The sequence below is a fragment of the Pseudomonas sp. NY15372 genome (genome assembly GCF_048068215.1).
GTDB classification, from domain to species: Bacteria; Pseudomonadota; Gammaproteobacteria; order Pseudomonadales; family Pseudomonadaceae; genus Aquipseudomonas; species Aquipseudomonas guariconensis_A.
On the sequence record NZ_JBLUPY010000003.1, the window covers coordinates 81079 to 98928 of the forward strand.

11 protein-coding genes are annotated in these 17850 nt (G+C 65.3%); 3 read left to right on the forward strand and 8 right to left on the reverse strand.

The genetic code is table 11. The features are described 5' to 3' along the window. Positions 1 to 25: 25 nt before the first annotated feature. The 8 genes from ACNFG0_RS03605 to glnE form a co-directional block, all read right to left on the reverse strand. Positions 26 to 1468, reverse strand: coding sequence for a lipopolysaccharide kinase InaA family protein (locus tag ACNFG0_RS03605; protein ID WP_196165795.1), 1443 nt, complete (start codon positions 1466 to 1468; stop codon positions 26 to 28). Continuing rightward, positions 1468 to 2220, reverse strand: coding sequence for a lipopolysaccharide kinase InaA family protein (locus ACNFG0_RS03610; RefSeq protein ID WP_416764028.1), 753 nt, complete (start codon positions 2218 to 2220; stop codon positions 1468 to 1470). Before ACNFG0_RS03610 ends, ACNFG0_RS03605 begins: the two co-directional genes overlap by 1 nt. Continuing rightward, on the reverse strand, positions 2217 to 2960 hold the full coding sequence (locus ACNFG0_RS03615; RefSeq protein WP_196143975.1) for a lipopolysaccharide kinase InaA family protein: 744 nt from the start codon (positions 2958 to 2960) through the stop codon (positions 2217 to 2219). Before ACNFG0_RS03615 ends, ACNFG0_RS03610 begins: the two co-directional genes overlap by 4 nt. Beyond that, complete coding sequence (gene rfaP, locus ACNFG0_RS03620; protein WP_196154457.1) at positions 2960 to 3766, reverse strand: lipopolysaccharide core heptose(I) kinase RfaP; 807 nt, start codon at positions 3764 to 3766, stop codon at positions 2960 to 2962. Before rfaP ends, ACNFG0_RS03615 begins: the two co-directional genes overlap by 1 nt. Beyond that, entirely contained in the window at positions 3763 to 4887 is a 1125-nt protein-coding gene (locus ACNFG0_RS03625) for a glycosyltransferase family 4 protein (protein ID WP_416764029.1), read from the reverse strand. The genes rfaP and ACNFG0_RS03625 overlap by 4 nt, the downstream gene beginning before the upstream one ends. After that, on the reverse strand, positions 4887 to 5945 hold the full coding sequence (waaC, locus tag ACNFG0_RS03630; protein ID WP_196154458.1) for a lipopolysaccharide heptosyltransferase I: 1059 nt from the start codon (positions 5943 to 5945) through the stop codon (positions 4887 to 4889). The genes ACNFG0_RS03625 and waaC overlap by 1 nt, the downstream gene beginning before the upstream one ends. Then, entirely contained in the window at positions 5946 to 6995 is a 1050-nt protein-coding gene (waaF, locus tag ACNFG0_RS03635) for a lipopolysaccharide heptosyltransferase II (RefSeq protein ID WP_416764030.1), read from the reverse strand. It abuts the gene before it with no gap. Positions 6996 to 7192: 197 nt separating this feature from the next. After that, entirely contained in the window at positions 7193 to 10126 is a 2934-nt protein-coding gene (gene glnE, locus ACNFG0_RS03640; protein ID WP_416764031.1) for a bifunctional [glutamate--ammonia ligase]-adenylyl-L-tyrosine phosphorylase/[glutamate--ammonia-ligase] adenylyltransferase, read from the reverse strand. A 384-nt stretch (positions 10127 to 10510) separates the two neighbouring features. Here glnE and aceE point away from each other — a divergent pair, with 384 nt between their 5' ends. From aceE to ACNFG0_RS03655, 3 genes are all read left to right on the forward strand, one after another. Next, positions 10511 to 13156 (forward strand): pyruvate dehydrogenase (acetyl-transferring), homodimeric type, encoded by a 2646-nt coding sequence (gene aceE, locus ACNFG0_RS03645; RefSeq protein ID WP_196143969.1) that lies wholly within the window; start codon positions 10511 to 10513, stop codon positions 13154 to 13156. Positions 13157 to 13169: 13 nt separating this feature from the next. Beyond that, complete coding sequence (gene aceF, locus ACNFG0_RS03650) at positions 13170 to 14804, forward strand: dihydrolipoyllysine-residue acetyltransferase (RefSeq protein WP_416764032.1); 1635 nt, start codon at positions 13170 to 13172, stop codon at positions 14802 to 14804. Positions 14805 to 15090: 286 nt separating this feature from the next. After that, complete coding sequence (locus tag ACNFG0_RS03655; protein ID WP_416764033.1) at positions 15091 to 17784, forward strand: putative bifunctional diguanylate cyclase/phosphodiesterase; 2694 nt, start codon at positions 15091 to 15093, stop codon at positions 17782 to 17784. Positions 17785 to 17850: the final 66 nt, after the last annotated feature.

Here is a 17850-nt window from a genome sequence, read left to right on the forward strand (position 1 = left end):
AAAGGGCTGCCGGGCCGCCCCTTGTTTATTCGCCCAACCGCGGCAACAGCTCATCCAGCCGCCGATGCAACGCACTGCCACTGGGCCAGTTACGCAGCATCCGTGCCCGGTCCCGGGCGTAGGCCGGGGCGAAGCTCAGCTGGGTGGCATGCTGGCACATGGCATCCAGGTCGATCAGCGACCATTGGCCATCCTTCCAGAACAGGTTGTGGCCCTTGAAGTCGCCATGACTGATACGTTCGCGAATCAGCTGCTGCATCAGGTGCACCAAGGCCTGCACCTGCTCCTGCGGCGCATCGCCGCTTTCCACGTAGGGCCCGAAGCACTCGATCAGGTCCGGCCCGTCGACATACTCGGTCACCAGGTAGGCGCGGCTGCGCAGGCCCATCACCCGCTGCTCCAGCACTGCCAGCGGCCGTGGCGTGGGAATGTCGAGGAACTCCAGGCGGTGGCCTTCGATCCATGAATGCCAGGCGCGGCTCGGGCGCCAGAAGCGCTTGAACCAGTGGGCGGTGTTCTTGATGTTGTAGCGCTTGAGCACCAGGGTGCGGCTACCCACCTCGATACGCGCCACGCTGGCCGCGCCACCGGTCTTGTACAGGTGGCCTTCATCGATCAGCGCATCGGCCTGCTCCAGTACCGGCAACAGGGCCTCGCGCTCAGGCCGGCGAACCGCCCGCAACCCGGACAGGCTGCGCTCGACGCTGAACAGTGTGCACTCGCGCCCGGCCTTTTCCAGGTAGTCCTTCAGGCGCCAGTTGCGCACCTTGTCGATCTGCTTCTGCAATGCCTCCAGCGGCAAGGCATGTTCGGCGTTGGCCAGCAGGTAATGCACCAGCAGCTCTTCGATGAACGGCTCCAGGCGCTTGGGCAATTGGGCGAACAGTACGCCCAGATTCTCCAGCACTTTCTGGCGCGACAGCTGCTGCCCCGGGGCTTCGGCCTTGATACCCGCGCCATCGATCAGGTACAGCTGGCCGCCATGGCGCAGCAGGTTGTCCAGGTGCAGGTCTTCCTGCCACAGCCCCTTGGCGTGCATCTGCGCCACAGCCGCCAGCGCTTCGCCCAATACCAGTTGCTGCTCGTCGGCCAGCACCGGCAGGTTTTCGACATCGGCCCAGGCGTCGGCAAGGCTCTGCGCGCCATCGAGGAATTCGAACAGCAGCCAGCCGCCCTCGCCTTCCTTGAGGCCGTCGGCCAGCAGTTGCGGGGTCGTGAGACCCTGGCCGGCCAGCAGCTTCACGCCCTCCAGCTCACGCTGGAAGTGGCGGGCGGCATTGCTGCCCACCAGCAACTTGGCCAGTACGGGTGTGCCGCGCCAGATGCCAGCGCCGACATAGCGCTGGCCCGGCAGCACACGCAGCAGGCTAAGCAGCTGCAGGTCGGCACTGCCGGCAGCGTCGGCCAACGTCACGGTCAGGGGTAGCGATGGGTTGCGCCCAGCGTTCTTCAGTTCGGACAGTTGCATCAGCGCGCCTCCTTTTCACGGCGGCGGCGCACCAGGCGCTGCAGCCAGCTATCGACCAGCGTACTGTCTGCCGGCTGTTCAAGGTAGGCCGCCAACAGGTTGCGCACATCCGCCTCGCTCCAGGCGCCCGCTCGGCGCAGCAAAGGCTCGAGGTCCTTGAGCCGGTCACGCATGCCGAACAGCAGCGGACGGGTCTTTTCCAGGTCGATCAGTTGAGCCTGCCAGCCTTCGCGACGTTCGCGCAGGAAGATGTGCTTGGGATAGAAACAGCCATGCACCTGGCCTGCCGCGTGCAGAGTACGGGCCAGCTGGCCACAGGCCTGGAGGATACCCAGGCGGCTGGCCGCTTCAAGCTGGGGCCACTGGGCCAGCAGGCTGTCCAGGTCACGCCAGTCGTCCAATGCCCGGGTCATGAGGATGGCCCGGTGCTGGCCGTTACCCTTGCGTTCACCATAGAACACCGCCTGCAAGGCGGGGATCTTCAGCTTCTGGTAACGGCTGATGTTACGAAATTCTCGCGCGAAGGTCGGCTCACCGAAGGGGCGGTGCAGGGTGCGGGTGAGGTAGTCGCTCTGGCGCTTGAGGTAGAAACCCTTGCCCTCGAGCTCCAGGCGGAAGACGCTGCTCCAGCCGCCACGGCCGGTGTTGGGCTCGTCCACGGCATCCAGTTGCAGCGCCCACAGCGCCTCGAAGTCGTTCAAGCCATGACGTTGCAGCAGCGCCTGGTCGGCGCTGGCCAGGTAGTCGGTCATTCCCTTCCCTCGAAAAAGCTCACCACCTGGCGGATGCACTGCTTGTCCTTGGCCGTGAGCCGTTTCTGTTCACGGTATTGCAAGTAGAAACGCAGGCGTTGGGTCGATGACAGGTGGTATTTGGCAACCTTGTCCAGGCACGCCAGGTCCTTGATCAGGCGGTGGCGCAGCATGCACGCGCGACAGCCGCGCCAGAAGTCGCCAGTGGGGCAGTCGATGAAGAACACCGTGGCGTTATCGTCCACCAGCAAATTGCGCCACTTCAGGTCGTTGTGGGCGAAACGATGTGCGTGCATCACCCGGGTGTGGCGCGCCAACTGGCGGCTGACATGGTCGACCCAGGCGCGGTCGGCCAGGCGTGGGTCCTTGCGCTCGGCCAAGGCCGAGAGGTCCTCGGTGCGCGGCAGTTCGCGGGTGATCATGGCCCCGCGGCCGAAGGCCAAGCCGTTGCGCTCAAGGCCATAGGCCACCACTTCGGCGGTGGGGATATCCCATTTGGCGAATTGCTTGAGGTTCTGCCACTCGGCCTTGATTCGCGGGCGGCCCACATAGCGGCGCAAGGCCTTACCGGCGCCGGTGTAGCGCTTTACGTAGTAGTTGACCCCGTCGCGCTCGATGCGCACCACTTCGCTGAGCGGGTCGCGGGTCAGGCGTTCGCCCTGAAGGGCGAACACCGCATCCAGACTGCCGAAATCCGCCGCCAGGCCTTCGTAGCCTGGAGCCAGTGTCCAACCCGCCATCAGAGCGCATCCCCATAGCGTTGCTTGCGATCGTAGAGTTTCTGCGCCTTGCGTTCGAGCCAGGCGAGCAGCGCAGCCTCGTCGGCCAGCACCTGGCGCAACGGGCGCTGGAAGTAGCCGCGCAAAAAACGCAGCTTGTCGCGGCGGGTCAGGCCGATGTCCAGGGCCGAGAAATACAGGGCAGCCAGGTCCTTGTCACGCCAGCGGCGGGTGATGCTGGCACGGGTCTGGGCGCGGTGCAGGTCGATCACCGACAGCTTCAAGTCCTCGGGCGTCACCGGCCGGTCGGTGTGCAACAGGAAGTGGCAGATATAGCAGTCGCGGTGGTTGACCCCGGCACGGTGCATACCGCCGGTCATCTTCGCCACCTCGGCGATCAGCGCCCACTTCAGGCGTGGTGGCGGCGGCTGCCTGACCCAGTCGAGGCTGAAGTCTTCCAGGCTGATGGTCGGCGCCAGCTCTTCGGTGACGATGAACGAATGCTGGGTGGCCGGGTTGCTGCCGCGCTCGCCATAGGCCACAGCGGTCATGGTCGGCACGCCGACTTCATGCAGGCGCTGGATCGCCCGCCACTCCTGGCCGGCACCGAGCACCGGCAATTTGGCGCTGAACAGGTTCTTGAAGATCTCGCCCCAACCGATGCCACGGTGGATCTTGACGAAATAGCCCTCGCCGTCCACCTCGGTGCGCAAGGTGCGCCGGCCTTCGAGCTCACGGAACACTTCGCCTTGCAAGGCTTCCACGGCCTCGAAGGGGTCGCGCCCGGCCCATAGGCGTTTGAAGGGTTCGGCCAGTATCAACTTCATGCGGCCTCCTGCCCGAGGATCACGTCGGCAGCATGCTGCGGCATGCTGTACAGGTCAGCGGTGTCAGCGAAGGCCAAGCCGTTGCGCGACCAGTTGGCGCGGGCCTGGCCGTCTTCGAGCATGCGCTGCAGATAGCGATTGAGCTGCTCCTGCTCGAACGGCTCGTCCAACACCAGGCCGCTGTCGGCCTCGGCGATGTAGTGGGCATAGCCGCACACCTGGGACACCAATACCGGCAGGCCGGCCACCAGGGCCTCGAGCAGCACGGTGCCGGTGTTCTCGTTGTACGCCGGGTGGATCAGCAGGTCGGCCCCGAGCAGGAAGCGCGGAATGTCGCTGCGCCCCTTGAGGAACTGCACCTGCTCGCCCAGGCCGAGCGTGGCGCTCTGCAACTGGAACACTTTGGGGTCGTCCTGGCCGATCACCATCAGCCGGGTACGCTTGCGCAGGGTCGAGGGCAGCGCGGCCAGGGCCTTGAGGCTGCGGTCGACGCCCTTGGTCTTGAAGCCGGAGCCGATCTGTACCAGCAACAGGTCATCATCGCCCAGGCCGAATTCCTTGCGAAACGCGGCGCGGATCGCATCGGCGTCGGCCGGGCGCCGGCGGTCCTGGGAAATACCCGGTGGCAGCAGGTGGAAACGCTCCACCGGCGTGCCGTAGTGCTTGATGAACAGCGGCTGCTGCACTTCGGAGATCATCAGCACTTCGGTGCGGGCGTCCTTGGCGAACACCGCGCGCTCGTATTCGGCAAAGTGCCGGTAGCGGCCCCAGCGACGGTACAGGCCGCCGCGCAGGGTCTGGGCCTTGTCTTCGAAGCAGCCGTCGGCGGCGTAGTACACGTCCAGGCCGGGCATCTTGTTGAAGCCGATCAGGCGGTCGACCGGGCGCTTGGCAAGGTCGGCGGCCATCCAGGCGCTGAGCTTCTCGTTGCGCCGATGGTTGAACAGCGCCTTGACCGGCGCCACCAGCACCTCGAAGCCCGGTGGAATGTCACCCTCCCAGATCAACGTGTAGACCCGGATCTGGTGGCCCCGCTTCTGGCACTCCAGGGCGATGCGCATGAAGTCGCGCTGCAGCCCGCCGAAGGGGAAATATTTGTAGAGCACGAAAGCCAGTTGCATCAACGAACATCCTCAGCCAGCAGCAACGCGCTCAAGCGGCTCGCCACATGCTCGGGATTCAGGCGAGTGAAGCACAGCGGCCACTCGCGTTTGAGATCGAACCGGCGCAAGTCTTCGGCGCTCGGTTTGTAGGTGCACTTCTTCTGCAGGCAAGGCGCGCATGGCCAATCGCTGGCCTGGTGGACCTGGCTGCGCCCGTAGGCGCCGGTCAGGCCCGGGTTGGTCGGGCCGAACAGCGAGATGGTCGGCACGTCCAGCGCCGCCGCCAGGTGGCCAAGGCCGGTATCCACCGCCACGCAGGCCTTGGCTGCCGCCAGCACGCGCGCAACCCCCGCCAGGTTCAACTTGGGCAGTACCTCGCAGTTCTTCAAGCCCTGGGCGATGCGCTCGGCGCGGGCCTTCTCCGCCGGGTTGCCCCAGGGCAGGCGCACCTGCAGGTTGCGCCGGCCCAGACGCTCGGCCAGCTCGCGCCAGTAGGCCTCGGGCCAGTGCTTGGTGGCCCAGGTGGTGCCATGCAGGAACACCACATAGGGCGCGGCGGGCGGCAGTTGCAGACGATCGAGGTCCAGGCCATAGCGGCCAAGGCCTTCGGGTAGATCGTAGGCCAGGGCCAGGGCGAACAGCTGGCGCACCCGTTCCACCGCGTGCTGGCCGACCGCGACCGACAGGCGCCGGTCATAGAAGCGGCTGGCCCAGCCTTCACGCGCCGAATAACGGTCCAGCCCGGCCACCGGCGCCTTGACGTAACGGGTCAGCCAGGCCGACTTGACCAAGCCCTGGGCGTCGATCACCAGATCGTACTTGCGCTCGCGCAGGCGCTGCTTGAACGCCTTCCACTCGCCGCTCTTGAGCGTCTGCCAGAGGTTCTTGCGCCAACGGCGTATAGCCACCGGGATGACCTGGTCGACCGCCGGATGCCAGCTGGGGATCTCGGCGAAGCCTTCTTCCACCACCCAGTCGAAGCGGATACCAGGGATGGCATGGGCGGCGTCGGTGATGGCCGGCAAGGTGTGGATCACGTCCCCCAGGGAGGACGTCTTGATGATCAGGACCCGCACTTAGTCGACCTCGGCCATGACATCGATCAGGTTAGGCCCGCCCAGGCGCGTGAGCGCAGCGATCACCTGCGCAGGCTCGAGCAGGCGTAGGCAGTTGTAGTGGCCGAAGCGGCAGGTGCGGTCGAAGCAGGGGCTGCACTCGATGCCCAGGCGCACGATTTCCACGTGCTCGGCCAGCGGCGGGGTGAAGCCCGGCGATGTGGAGCCGTAGACCGCCACCAGCGGGCGGTTCAGGGCGGCAGCCACGTGCATCAGGCCGGAGTCGTTGGACACCACCGCATCGGCGCACGACAGCAGGTCGATGGCCTCGGCCAGGGAGGTTTCCCCGGCAAGGTTATAGGATTCTTCCCGGAAACCCGGGATCAGCCGGTCGCGGATCGACTCACCCACCGGATGGTCGTTCTTCGAACCGAACAGCCAGACTTGCCAGCCCTGGCGGATCATTGCGTCGGCCACTTCGGCGTAGTGCTCGGCCGGCCAGCGCTTGGCCTCGCCGAATTCGGCCCCCGGGCACAGCGCCAGCACCGGGCGGTCCAGTGCCAGGCCGAACTTGGCCAAGGCAGCGTCACGGCTCTGCGCCTCGATCTGCAGGCTCGGCCGCGGGTAGGGCTGTGGCAGCTCGGCGCCCGGCGCGTAGGCCAGGGCCATGAAGCGCTCGATCATCAGCGGGTAGCGGGCCTTGTCCAGCTTGCGCACATCGTTGAGCAAGCCGAAGCGCATCTCGCCGCGCCAACCGGTGCGTTTGGGAATGCCGGCGAAGAACGGCACCAATGCCGACTTCAACGAGTTGGGCAAAAGGATCGCCTGGTCATACTGGCCCGCCAGCGATTTGCCGATGCGCCGACGCGTGGCCAGCTCCAGCGCGCCGTGGCCGAGCGGGAAGCTCAGGGCTTGGCGCACCTCAGGCATGCGCTCGAGGATCGGTCGGCTCCACTCGGGGGCCAACACATCGATCACGCATTCGGGATGCTGCTGCTTCAGGCACTGGAACAAGGTCTGCGCCATCACCATGTCGCCGACCCAGCTGGGGCCAATGATCAGTATTCTCATGCTTGGTCCAGAAACGCTCGGGGAGGCCCGGCTTCGGCCTGGCCTCCCCTCTTTATATTCAGGCTATGTGGCGGACAGTGTACCACCGGTGGTGAGGCATGGATTTTTGGGGCTGCCTTGCAGCCCTTTCGCGGCACAAGGCCGCTCCTACAGGAACCGCACCGCCGCGAAAGGGCCGCAAGGCGGCCCCGGCAATCTCAGGTCAACCCCAGCGCTCCCCAGATCCGCCGCACTTCACGGCGCTCATCGGCAAACTGCGCCGCATCGATCACCCCCGCCTGCTTCTGCAGCGCCTGGCGATGGGAGGCCGAGCGGAACGCCTTGTACACCTCACGCAGCAGCACCGCGTCACTGGCAGGCATCAAACCCGCCTGTTCCAGCTCTTCCAGGATGCGGATGTTGTCGGTCCAGCGCAGCAGGGCCGGGTGGTCGTGGGACCAGGCCAAAGCGGCGTATTGCACCATAAATTCGATATCCACGATACCGCCGGCATCCTGCTTGATATCGAAGGGCACGCCGGCCTCGAAGGCATTGGCGGCCGTGCCTGCGGCGGTGCTCTTGGTGCCGAGGTTGTCGCGCATCTTGGCGCGCATCTCGCTCACTTCCACGCGCAGTTTGTCCAGATCGTGGGGGCGGCCCAACACCCGCGCGCGCACGCTTTCGAAGGCCGCCGCCACCTGCTTGCAGCCCACCAGCACCCGTGCCCGCACCAGGGCCTGGTGCTCCCAGGTCCAGGCTTCGTTCTGCTGGTAGCGCTCGAACGCGCCCAGCGAACTCACCAGCAAGCCTGCAGCTCCCGAGGGGCGCAGGCGCATGTCGACGTCATAGAGCTGGCCGGAGTTGGTCTGGGTGGTCAGCATGTGGATGATGCGCTGGCCCAGGCGGGTGAAGAATTGCGCGCCATCGATGGGCTTGGCGCCATCGGTCTCGGCCTGGGGGTCGCCATCGTGGATGAATACCAGGTCCAGGTCCGAGCCATGGCCCAGCTCGATGCCACCGACCTTGCCATAGCCGACGATGATGAAGCCCGGGTCACACAGGCTGCCGTCGCTGCGCCTGGGCTGACCGTGGCGCGCCACGGTCTGGCGCCAGGCCAGGGCCAGCACTTGGTCGAGGATCGCCTCGGCCAGCCAGGTCAGATAGTCGCTGACCTTCATCAGCGGCAGGTTGCCGGTGATCTCCGAGGCGGCCACCCGCAGGCTGTGGGCCAGCTTGAAGTGGCGCAGCGCCTCCATCTGCTGCTCCAGGTCATCTTCGGGGATGCGCGTAAGGCGCTCGCGCAGCTCGGATGCCAGTTCCGGCGCCAACGGCGGGCTGAACAGGCGGCCTTCGTTGAGCAGTTCGTCAAGCAGCAGCGGGAAGCGGGCGATCTGCTCGGCAATCCATGGGCTGGCCGCACACAGGGTAAGCAGGCGGCGCAAGGCGCCCGGGTTCTCGGTGAGCAGCACCAGGTAGGCCGAACGCCGCGCCACGGCCTCGACCAACGGCAGCACCCGCTCCAGCACCAAGTCCGGGTCCTCGTGCTCCACAGCCTGGGCCAGCAGGCGCGGAATGAAGGCATCCAGGCGCTCGCGGCCGATGCGCTGCATCGAGCGCAACTGCGGGCTCGCACGCAGGGCTGCCAACCGGCGCAAGGCCTCGGCGCTCTGGCGGAACCCGGCTTCTTCCAGCTGGCGGCAAGCCGCCTCCTCATCCTGGGCCTGCTCCCACAACGGCGACCACTCGCCACCGACCACCAGCTCGCCTTCGCCTTCTTCTTCATCCGGGTCGGCGATCACCTGGCGGAAATGCCAGTCGATGCGTTCACGCCAGCGCATCAACTGCGCGTGGAAGCCCTGCCAGTCGGCAAAACCAAGGATATAGGCGACCCGCGCGCGGTCCTTGTCGTCTTCGGGCAGCATCTGCGTCTGGCGGTCGGCAATGGCCTGGATGGCATGCTCGGTGTAGCGCAGGAACTCATACCCTTCGCGCAGCTCGGCGACCACCGCCGGCGGCAGGTAACCCTGGCCTTCCAGGGTGGCCAGCACCTTGAGCAGCGGCCGTTGCTGCAAGCTCAGGTCGCGCCCGCCGTGGATCAGCTGGAACGCCTGTGCGATGAACTCCACCTCACGAATGCCGCCGGCGCCAAGCTTGATGTTTTCGGCCATGCCCTTGCGTCGCACTTCCTGCTGGATCAGCTGCTTCATGGTGCGCAGCGCCTCGATCGCCGAGAAGTCCAGGTAACGGCGGTAGACGAACGGGCGCAGCATGTCCTGCAACTGGGCGCCGGCCACCTGGTCGCCGGCCACGACGCGGGCCTTGATCATGGCGTAGCGTTCCCAGTCGCGGCCCTGGTCCTGGTAATACTGCTCCAGCGCATTGAACGACAGCACCAAGGCACCGGCCGAGCCGTAGGGGCGCAGGCGCATGTCGACGCGGAACACGAAGCCGTCGACGGTCACCGGGTCCAGTGCCTTGATCAGGCGCTGGCCCAGGCGGGTGAAGAACTCCTGATTGTCCAGCGAGCGCTTCACGCCTTCGGTCTCGCCGCCTTCGGGGAAGGCGAAGATCAGGTCGATGTCCGAGGACAGGTTCAGCTCCACCGCCCCCAGCTTGCCCATGCCCAGCACCACCATATGTTGCGGCTGGCCGCTGCGGTTGCCGATGGGCGTGCCGAACTGCTGGCAATGGCGCGGGTACAACCATTGGTAGGCCTGGTCGATGGACGCGTCGGCCAGGTCGGAAAGGTCGCGGCAGGTCTCGCCCAGCAATGCCTGGCGGGTGATGTCGCGCCAGATGATGCGCACCTGCTGGCGGTTGCGCTCACGGCGCAGGTTGCGCGCCAGCTCGTCCTCGCTCTGCGCGGCCTGGGCGGCGGCAGCGACGCGAGCGCACAGCTCGCCGGGGGCGAAAGGCCGCTCCAGCTCACCGCTGGCTTGCAGGTCGAACAGCATGGCCGGCTCGCGCAGGGCCACTTCCAGGACGAAATCGCTGGCGGCGGCAACCTGATCGAACGCTTTCAGCTGTGTCGGGCTCCAACGGTCCAGGTCCAGCCCATCGAGACCGGCGATCGCCTCGCGCAGGGACTGTTGGTTACGTGTGACCAGCGGTTGCAGGGCAGCGGGCAGATCGAGCGGCAAAGGCAGGCGCATGGTCTATCCTTGATCGGCGTGAAAGAGAGGGGTAGGTGCGGCCAAGGGGGCGCCGGACCACGGTTGGACTGTCATACAAAAGTTGGAAATAGCTGAAATAAACGAATCATTGGTAAAAAACATCAAGATTCACCCGATCAAAGCCCAGTCCCAACCTACGGGAACGATTTTCCCCACAAGCCAGAGTGCGACAAAATGCCGCTTTTCTGTAGTTTTACTACTACCCCTGCGCTTCAAAAGCATGAAATGCCGAATCATTTGTAGTAAAACTACACGGCGCCGGATGACTGTCCGGCTAATCCAAGAATTCACGACGTCTGCCCAAAAGGCCAGTCGCAAACTCAGGCCCCCGATTCTGGTGGCCTTTCCGCCCTGGAGCAAGCCATGCAAGACCTCGATCCCGTCGAAACCCAGGAATGGCTGGATGCCTTGGAGTCGGTCCTCGACAAAGAAGGCGAAGACCGCGCTCACTACCTGATGACCCGTATGGGCGAGCTGGCCACCCGTAGTGGCTCCCAGCTGCCGTACGCAATCACCACGCCATACCGCAACACCATCCCCGTTACCCACGAAGCACGCATGCCTGGCGACCTGTTCATGGAACGCCGCATCCGCTCGATGGTACGTTGGAACGCCCTGGCCATGGTCATGCGTACCAACCTGCGGGACTCGGACCTGGGTGGCCACATTTCGAGCTTCGCCTCCAGCGCCACCTTGTACGACATCGGCTTCAACTACTTCTTCCAGGCTCCGACCGAGGAGCATGGCGGCGACCTGATCTTCTTCCAGGGCCACGCCTCCCCAGGCATCTACGCCCGCGCCTTCCTCGAAGGCCGCATCAGCGAAGACCAGATGAACAACTTCCGTCAGGAAGTGGACGGCAAGGGCCTGTCTTCGTACCCGCACCCATGGCTGATGCCTGACTTCTGGCAGTTCCCGACCGTTTCCATGGGTCTGGGCCCGATCCAGGCAATCTACCAGGCACGCTTCATGAAGTACCTGGAAGCCCGTGGCTTCATCCCGGCCGGCAAGCAGAAGGTCTGGTGCTTCATGGGCGACGGCGAGTGCGACGAGCCGGAATCCCTGGGCGCCATCGCCCTGGCCGGCCGCGAGAAGCTGGACAACCTGATCTTCGTCATCAACTGCAACCTGCAGCGCCTCGACGGCCCGGTTCGCGGCAACGGCAAGATCATCCAGGAACTCGAAGGCGTGTTCCGTGGCGGCGGCTGGAACGTCAACAAGGTCGTCTGGGGCCGCTTCTGGGATCCACTGTTCGCCAAGGACACCAACGGCGCCCTGCAGCGTCGCATGGACGAAGTCATCGACGGCGAATACCAGAACTACAAGGCCAAGGACGGTGCGTACGTCCGTGAGCACTTCTTCAACACCCCGGAACTCAAGGCCATGGTTGAAGACCTGTCCGACGATGAGATCTGGAAGCTCAACCGTGGCGGCCACGACCCGTACAAGGTCTATGCGGCCTACCACCAGGCGGTCAACCACAAGGGCCAACCGACCGTCGTCCTGGCCAAGACCATCAAGGGTTACGGTACCGGTGCCGGCGAAGCCAAGAACACCGCGCACAACACCAAGAAGGTCGACGTCGACAGCCTGCGTCACTTCCGTGACCGCTTCGACATCCCGGTCAAGGATGCCGACCTGGAAAACCTGCCGTTCTTCCGTCCCGAAGAAGGCAGCGCCGAAGCCAAGTACCTGGCCGAGCGCCGCGCAGCCCTGGGTGGCTTCGTACCGCAGCGCCGTGCGAAGAGCTTCAGCATCCCGACTCCGCCGCTGGAAACCCTGAAGGCGATCCTGGACGGCTCGGGCGACCGTGAAATCTCCACCACCATGGCTTTCGTGCGCATCCTGGCGCAACTGGTCAAGGACAAGGAAATCGGTCAGCGCATCGTCCCGATCATCCCGGACGAAGCCCGTACCTTCGGTATGGAAGGCATGTTCCGCCAGCTCGGCATCTACTCCTCCGTGGGCCAGCTCTACGAGCCGGTCGACAAGGACCAGGTGATGTTCTACCGCGAGGACAAGAAGGGCCAGATCCTCGAGGAAGGCATCAACGAAGCCGGCGCCATGTCGTCGTTCATCGCCGCCGGTACCTCGTACAGCAACCACAACCAGCCGATGCTGCCGTTCTACATCTTCTACTCGATGTTCGGCTTCCAGCGTATCGGTGACCTGGCATGGGCCGCTGGCGACAGCCGTACCCGTGGCTTCCTGATCGGCGGTACCGCCGGCCGTACCACCCTCAACGGTGAAGGCCTGCAGCACGAAGACGGTCACAGCCACCTGATGGCTGCCACCATCCCGAACTGCCGCACCTATGATCCGACCTACGGCTACGAGCTGGCGGTGATCATCCAGGACGGCATGAAGAAGATGACCGAAGAGCAACAGGACGTCTTCTACTACATCACCGTGATGAACGAAGCCTACACCCAGCCAGCCATCCCGGCCGGCGCCGAGGAAGGCATCATCAAGGGCATGTACCTGCTGGAAGAAGACACCCGCGAAGCCGCGCACCATGTGCAGCTGTTGGGTTCGGGCACCATCCTGCGCGAAGTCCGCGAAGCGGCGAAGATCCTGCGCGAGGAATACAACGTCGGCGCCGACGTGTGGAGCGTCACCAGCTTCAACGAACTGCGTCGCGACGGCCTGGCCGTGGAACGCGCCAACCGCCTCAAGCCTGGTCAGAAGCCACAGCAGACCTACGTCGAGCAGTGCCTGGCCGGTCGCAAGGGCCCGGTTGTAGCGTCCACCGACTACATGAAGCTCTTCGCCGAACAGATCCGCCAGTGGGTCCCGAGCAAGGAGTACAAGGTCCTGGGTACCGATGGTTTCGGTCGCAGCGACAGCCGCAAGAAGCTGCGTCACTTCTTCGAAGTCGACCGTCACTTCGTCGTGCTGGCTGCCCTGGAAGCCTTGGCTGACCGTGGCGAGATCGAACCGAAGGTGGTGGCAGACGCCATCGTCAAGTTCGGCATCGATCCGGACAAGCGCAACCCACTGGACTGCTGAGGAGTATTTTTAAGTGAGCGAACTCATTCGCGTACCTGACATCGGCAGCGGTGAAGGTGAAATCATCGAGCTGTTCGTCAAGGTCGGTGATCGTATCGAGGCCGACCAGAGCCTGCTGACCCTGGAGTCCGACAAGGCCTCCATGGAGATCCCGGCCCCGAAGGCCGGCGTGATCAAGGAGCTGAAGGTCAAGCTGGGTGATCGCCTGAAAGAAGGCGACGAGCTGATGGTCCTGGAAGTCGAGGGCGCCGCTGCGGCGCCCGAGGCTCCGGCCGCGGCTGCCCCCGCAGCGGCACCTGCCGCCGAAGAAAAACCGGCAGCCGCTGCAGCCCCTGCCCCGGCCGCCGCTCCGGCAGCCGCCAGCGTGCAGGACATCCACGTGCCGGACATCGGCTCGTCGGGCAAGGCCAAGATCATCGAAGTCCTGGTCAAGGCCGGCGACACCGTCGAAGCCGATCAGTCGCTGATCACCCTGGAGTCCGACAAGGCCTCCATGGAGATCCCGTCGCCCGCCGCTGGCGTGGTGAAGGAAGTGATCGCCAAGCTGGACGACGAAGTCGGCACCGGTGACCTGATTCTCAAGCTGGAAGTCGCGGGCGCCGCCCCGGCAGCCGCACCCGCCGCGGCTGCCCCGGCGCCGGCCAAGGCCGAGGCTGCTCCAGCCGCCGCGCCTGCCGCAGCTCCGGCTGCCGCCCCGGCTCCGGTCGCCACCGCACCGGCTGCCGGCAGCAACGCCAAGGTTCACGCAGGCCCCGCCGTGCGTCTGCTGGCCCGTGAATTCGGTGTCGACCTGGGCGCGGTCGCCGCGACCGGCCCGCACGGCCGCATCCTGAAGGAAGACGTGCAGGTCTACGTCAAGGCCATGATGCAGAAGGCCAAGGAGGCTCCTGCCGCCGGTGCGACCGGTGGTGCCGGCATCCCGCCGATCCCGGCCGTGGACTTCAGCAAGTTCGGTGAAGTGGAAGAAGTCGCCCTGACCCGCCTGATGCAGGTCGGTGCCACCAACCTGCACCGCAGCTGGCTGAACGTGCCGCATGTCACCCAGTTCGACTCGGCCGACATCACCGAGCTGGAAGCCTTCCGCGTCGCGCAGAAGGCCGTGGCCGAGAAGGCTGGCGTCAAGCTGACCGTGCTGCCACTGCTGCTCAAGGCCTGCGCCTTCCTGCTCAAGGAACTGCCGGACTTCAACAGCTCGCTGGCGCCAAGCGGCAAGGCCATCATCCGCAAGAAGTACGTGCACATCGGCTTCGCCGTGGACACGCCGGACGGCCTGCTGGTCCCTGTGATCAAGAACGTCGACCAGAAGAGCCTGCTGCAACTGGCTGCCGAAGCTGCGGCGCTGGCCGAAAAGGCCCGCACCAAGAAGCTCGCCGCCGACGACATGCAGGGCGCCTGCTTCACCATCTCCAGCCTCGGCCACATTGGCGGCACCGGCTTCACGCCGATCGTCAACGCGCCGGAAGTGGCGATCCTCGGTGTATCCAAGGCGACCATGCAGCCGGTCTGGGATGGCAAGGCCTTCCAGCCCAAGCTGATGCTGCCGCTGTCGCTGTCCTACGATCACCGCGTGATCAACGGCGCTGCCGCCGCGCGCTTCACCAAGCGCCTGGGCGACGTGCTGGCGGATATCCGCACCATGCTGCTGTAAGGCAGCCTCCCTGCCTCACCTCGCAAGGGGTGGGGCAGGCCTGTTTCGAGCTGCCACGCTCGTACCTCAACCCCGTCGTTTGGCGGGGCTTTTTTTTGCCTGGAGAATGCCGTGAGGGCTATGCCCGCCTGTGCCACAAAGCGCCCCCATCTACAGATTCCCCCAAGCCCGCCGACAACCTCTCATAGAGTGCATCCCCCGGGCCGCTTGCCAGCCCTCGGGACATCATGCAACCTTGCCCGATACGCCGCGCCCGAGCCGCGCCTCCAGTTCAAGCGAGTCTTCGATGAAAAGCCAACCCGATGCCGCCAGCCGTTCGGCGGCCGAGGTCGTCACGCAGCTTCCCGTGCCTTCGCGGCTCGGCATGCTGCGTTTCGAAAGGCTCAACGAAGCCAGCTGGGCCATGCTGTACCTGGATCCCGCCTGCGAACGCCAGTTCGGCCTGCCCGCCGCCGAGCTCTGCGCCCTGATCGGCGCGCCCTACGCCAGCCTCATGGAACCGGAAGCGCGCTACACCCTGCATGACGAGATCCAACTGCAACTGGCCCGACGCAACCATTACCGGGTCCGCTACACCCTGCATACCAACGGGGCGGCCCTGCGCATGCTGGAGGTCGGTGAAGGCTACCGCCAGCACAATCGCCAGTTGCTGCGCGGCTACCTCACGGTGCTGGACGATCAGCAGGACGACAGCCCTACCTCAGTCGCCGACGACCTCGAATCACGCAACAGCCGCTTGCAGCTGGCCCTGCAACTGAACCAGCGTGCCCAGCAGGAGCAGCTCGAGCACCTGGAGCGCGTGCGCGCCCAGCAGGACCTGATCCTGCGCCTGGCCCGGCAGCGCTACAGCGCCGACAATTCGCTGCAGGAGGCCGCTGAGCTGATTACCCGCAGCGCCTGCGAGATCTACAAGGTCGACTGCGCCAGCCTCTGGTACCTCGACGAACAGCGGCTGGAGCCGATCAGTGCCTGGCGCAGCCAAGACCAGCGCCACCACCTGCCGGACGCCATTGACGCAAGCCGCTTCCCCGATTACCTCGATGCCCTGCACGCCAGCCGCGCCATCGACGCCCATAACGCCAGCCAAGACCCGCGCACCCGGGAAATGGCCGAAAGCCTATACCCCTCCGCCAACAATGCCATGCTCGATGCCAGCATCCGTGTCGACGGGCAGGTGGTCGGCGTGCTCTGCCTAGAGCAGACAGGCACGGCCCGCGTCTGGCAGTCCGATGAGATCGCCTTTGCCGGCGAGCTAGCCGACCAGGTGGCCCAGGTCATCACCAACCACAACCGACGCACCGCCACCAGCGCCCTGCACCTGTTCCAGCGGGCCGTGGAACAAAGTGCCAGCGCCTTCCTGCTGGTCAACCGCGACGGCGTGGTGGAATACGTCAACCCAAGCTTCACCGCCATCACCCAATACAGCACCGATGAAGTGCAAGGGCGTCACCTGGGCGAGCTGCCAGCGCTGGAAAACCTCAGCGAGCTGCTGTTCGACTCCTCTTCCAGCCTGGCCATGGGCAACAGCTGGCAGGGTGAATTCAGAAGCCGGCGCAAGAGCCTGGAGCCCTACTGGGGGCAACTGTCGATCTCCAAAGTGTTCGGCGACAACCGCGAGCTGACCCACTACATCGGCATCTACGAAGACATCACCCAGACCAAGCTGGCGCAGCAGCGTATCGAGCGCCTGGCCTATACCGACAACCTGACCAACCTGGGCAATCGCCCGTCGTTCATCCGCAGCCTCGACGAGCGTTTCGCCCGCGAGGGGGCGATTCCCATCTGCCTGCTGCTGGTGGACATCGACAATTTCAAGCGGATCAATGACAGCCTGGGCCACCAGACCGGCGACAAGCTGCTGGTCAGCCTGGCCCGGCGCCTGCGCAACAGCCTGGGCGGCGGTGACGTGCTGGCGCGCTTTGCCAGCAACGAGTTCGCCGTGCTGCTCGACGACACCACGCTGGAAGCCGGCCAGCAGGTCGCCCTGCAATTGCTGCGCACCCTCGACAAGCCCATGTTCGTCGACAACCAGCTGATCAACGTCACCGCCTCTGTCGGCCTGGCCTGCGCGCCGCTGCACGGCAGCGACCCGCAGAGCCTGATGAAGAACGCAGGCCTTGCCCTGCACAAGGCCAAGGCCAACGGCAAGCACCAGGTGCAGGTGTTCACCGAAGTGCTCAACGCCGAGGCCAGCTACAAGCTGTTCGTCGAGAACAACCTGCGCCGGGCGCTGGCCCAGAACGAGCTGGAGGTTTTCTACCAGCCCAAGCTGTGTCTGCGCAGTGGGCGCCTGCTAGGCCTGGAGGCGCTGCTGCGCTGGAATCACCCCGAGCGCGGCATGATCCGCCCGGACCAGTTCATCAGCGTGGCCGAGGAAACCGGCCTGATCATCCCCATCGGCAAATGGGTGGTACGCCAGGCCTGCCGCATGAGCCAGCAGCTGCGCAGCGCTGGCGTGGGCAACCTGCACGTGGCGATCAACCTCTCGCCCAAGCAGTTCTCCGACCCCGATCTGGTGAGCTCGATCGGCACCATCCTGCGCGAAGAAGCGCTGCCGCCGCATTTGCTGGAGCTGGAACTGACCGAGGGCCTGCTGCTGGAGGCCACCGAGGATACCCACCGCCAGCTCGACGAACTCAAGGCCCTGGGCCTGATGCTGGCGATGGACGATTTCGGCACCGGCTATTCGTCGCTGAGCTACCTGAAGAAGTTTCCGATCGACATCATCAAGATCGACCGCAGCTTCATCAACGAGATCCCCGACAACCAGGACGACATGGAGATCACGTCGGCGGTGGTGGCCATGGCCCACAACCTCAAGCTCAAGGTGGTCGCCGAGGGCATCGAAACCGCCGAACAGCTGGCCTTCCTGCGCCGGCACCGCTGCGATGTCGGCCAGGGCTACCTGTTCGACCGGCCGATCCCGGGGCGCGAGCTGGTCGCCAGGTTGCGGCGCTATCCGCGTGGCCCGGTGGCCTGACAGCGGCGCCAAGCTCGGGCACTATAGAACCCATTGCGGCCCCATCGCCGGCAAGCCGGCTCCCAC

Excerpts from the sequence above, each read along its gene's own strand:
- glnE (WP_416764031.1), bottom strand. The coding sequence starts at position 10,126 with ATGCGCCTGCCTTTGCCGCTCGATCTGCCCGCTGCCCTGCAACCGCTG.
- ACNFG0_RS03615 (WP_196143975.1), bottom strand. The coding sequence starts at position 2,960 with ATGGCGGGTTGGACACTGGCTCCAGGCTACGAAGGCCTGGCGGCGGAT.
- ACNFG0_RS03605 (WP_196165795.1), bottom strand. The coding sequence starts at position 1,468 with ATGCAACTGTCCGAACTGAAGAACGCTGGGCGCAACCCATCGCTACCC.
- rfaP (WP_196154457.1), bottom strand. The coding sequence starts at position 3,766 with ATGAAGTTGATACTGGCCGAACCCTTCAAACGCCTATGGGCCGGGCGC.
- ACNFG0_RS03655 (WP_416764033.1), top strand. The coding sequence starts at position 15,091 with ATGAAAAGCCAACCCGATGCCGCCAGCCGTTCGGCGGCCGAGGTCGTC.
- aceE (WP_196143969.1), top strand. The coding sequence starts at position 10,511 with ATGCAAGACCTCGATCCCGTCGAAACCCAGGAATGGCTGGATGCCTTG.
- ACNFG0_RS03625 (WP_416764029.1), bottom strand. The coding sequence starts at position 4,887 with ATGCAACTGGCTTTCGTGCTCTACAAATATTTCCCCTTCGGCGGGCTG.
- ACNFG0_RS03610 (WP_416764028.1), bottom strand. The coding sequence starts at position 2,220 with ATGACCGACTACCTGGCCAGCGCCGACCAGGCGCTGCTGCAACGTCAT.
- waaF (WP_416764030.1), bottom strand. The coding sequence starts at position 6,995 with ATGAGAATACTGATCATTGGCCCCAGCTGGGTCGGCGACATGGTGATG.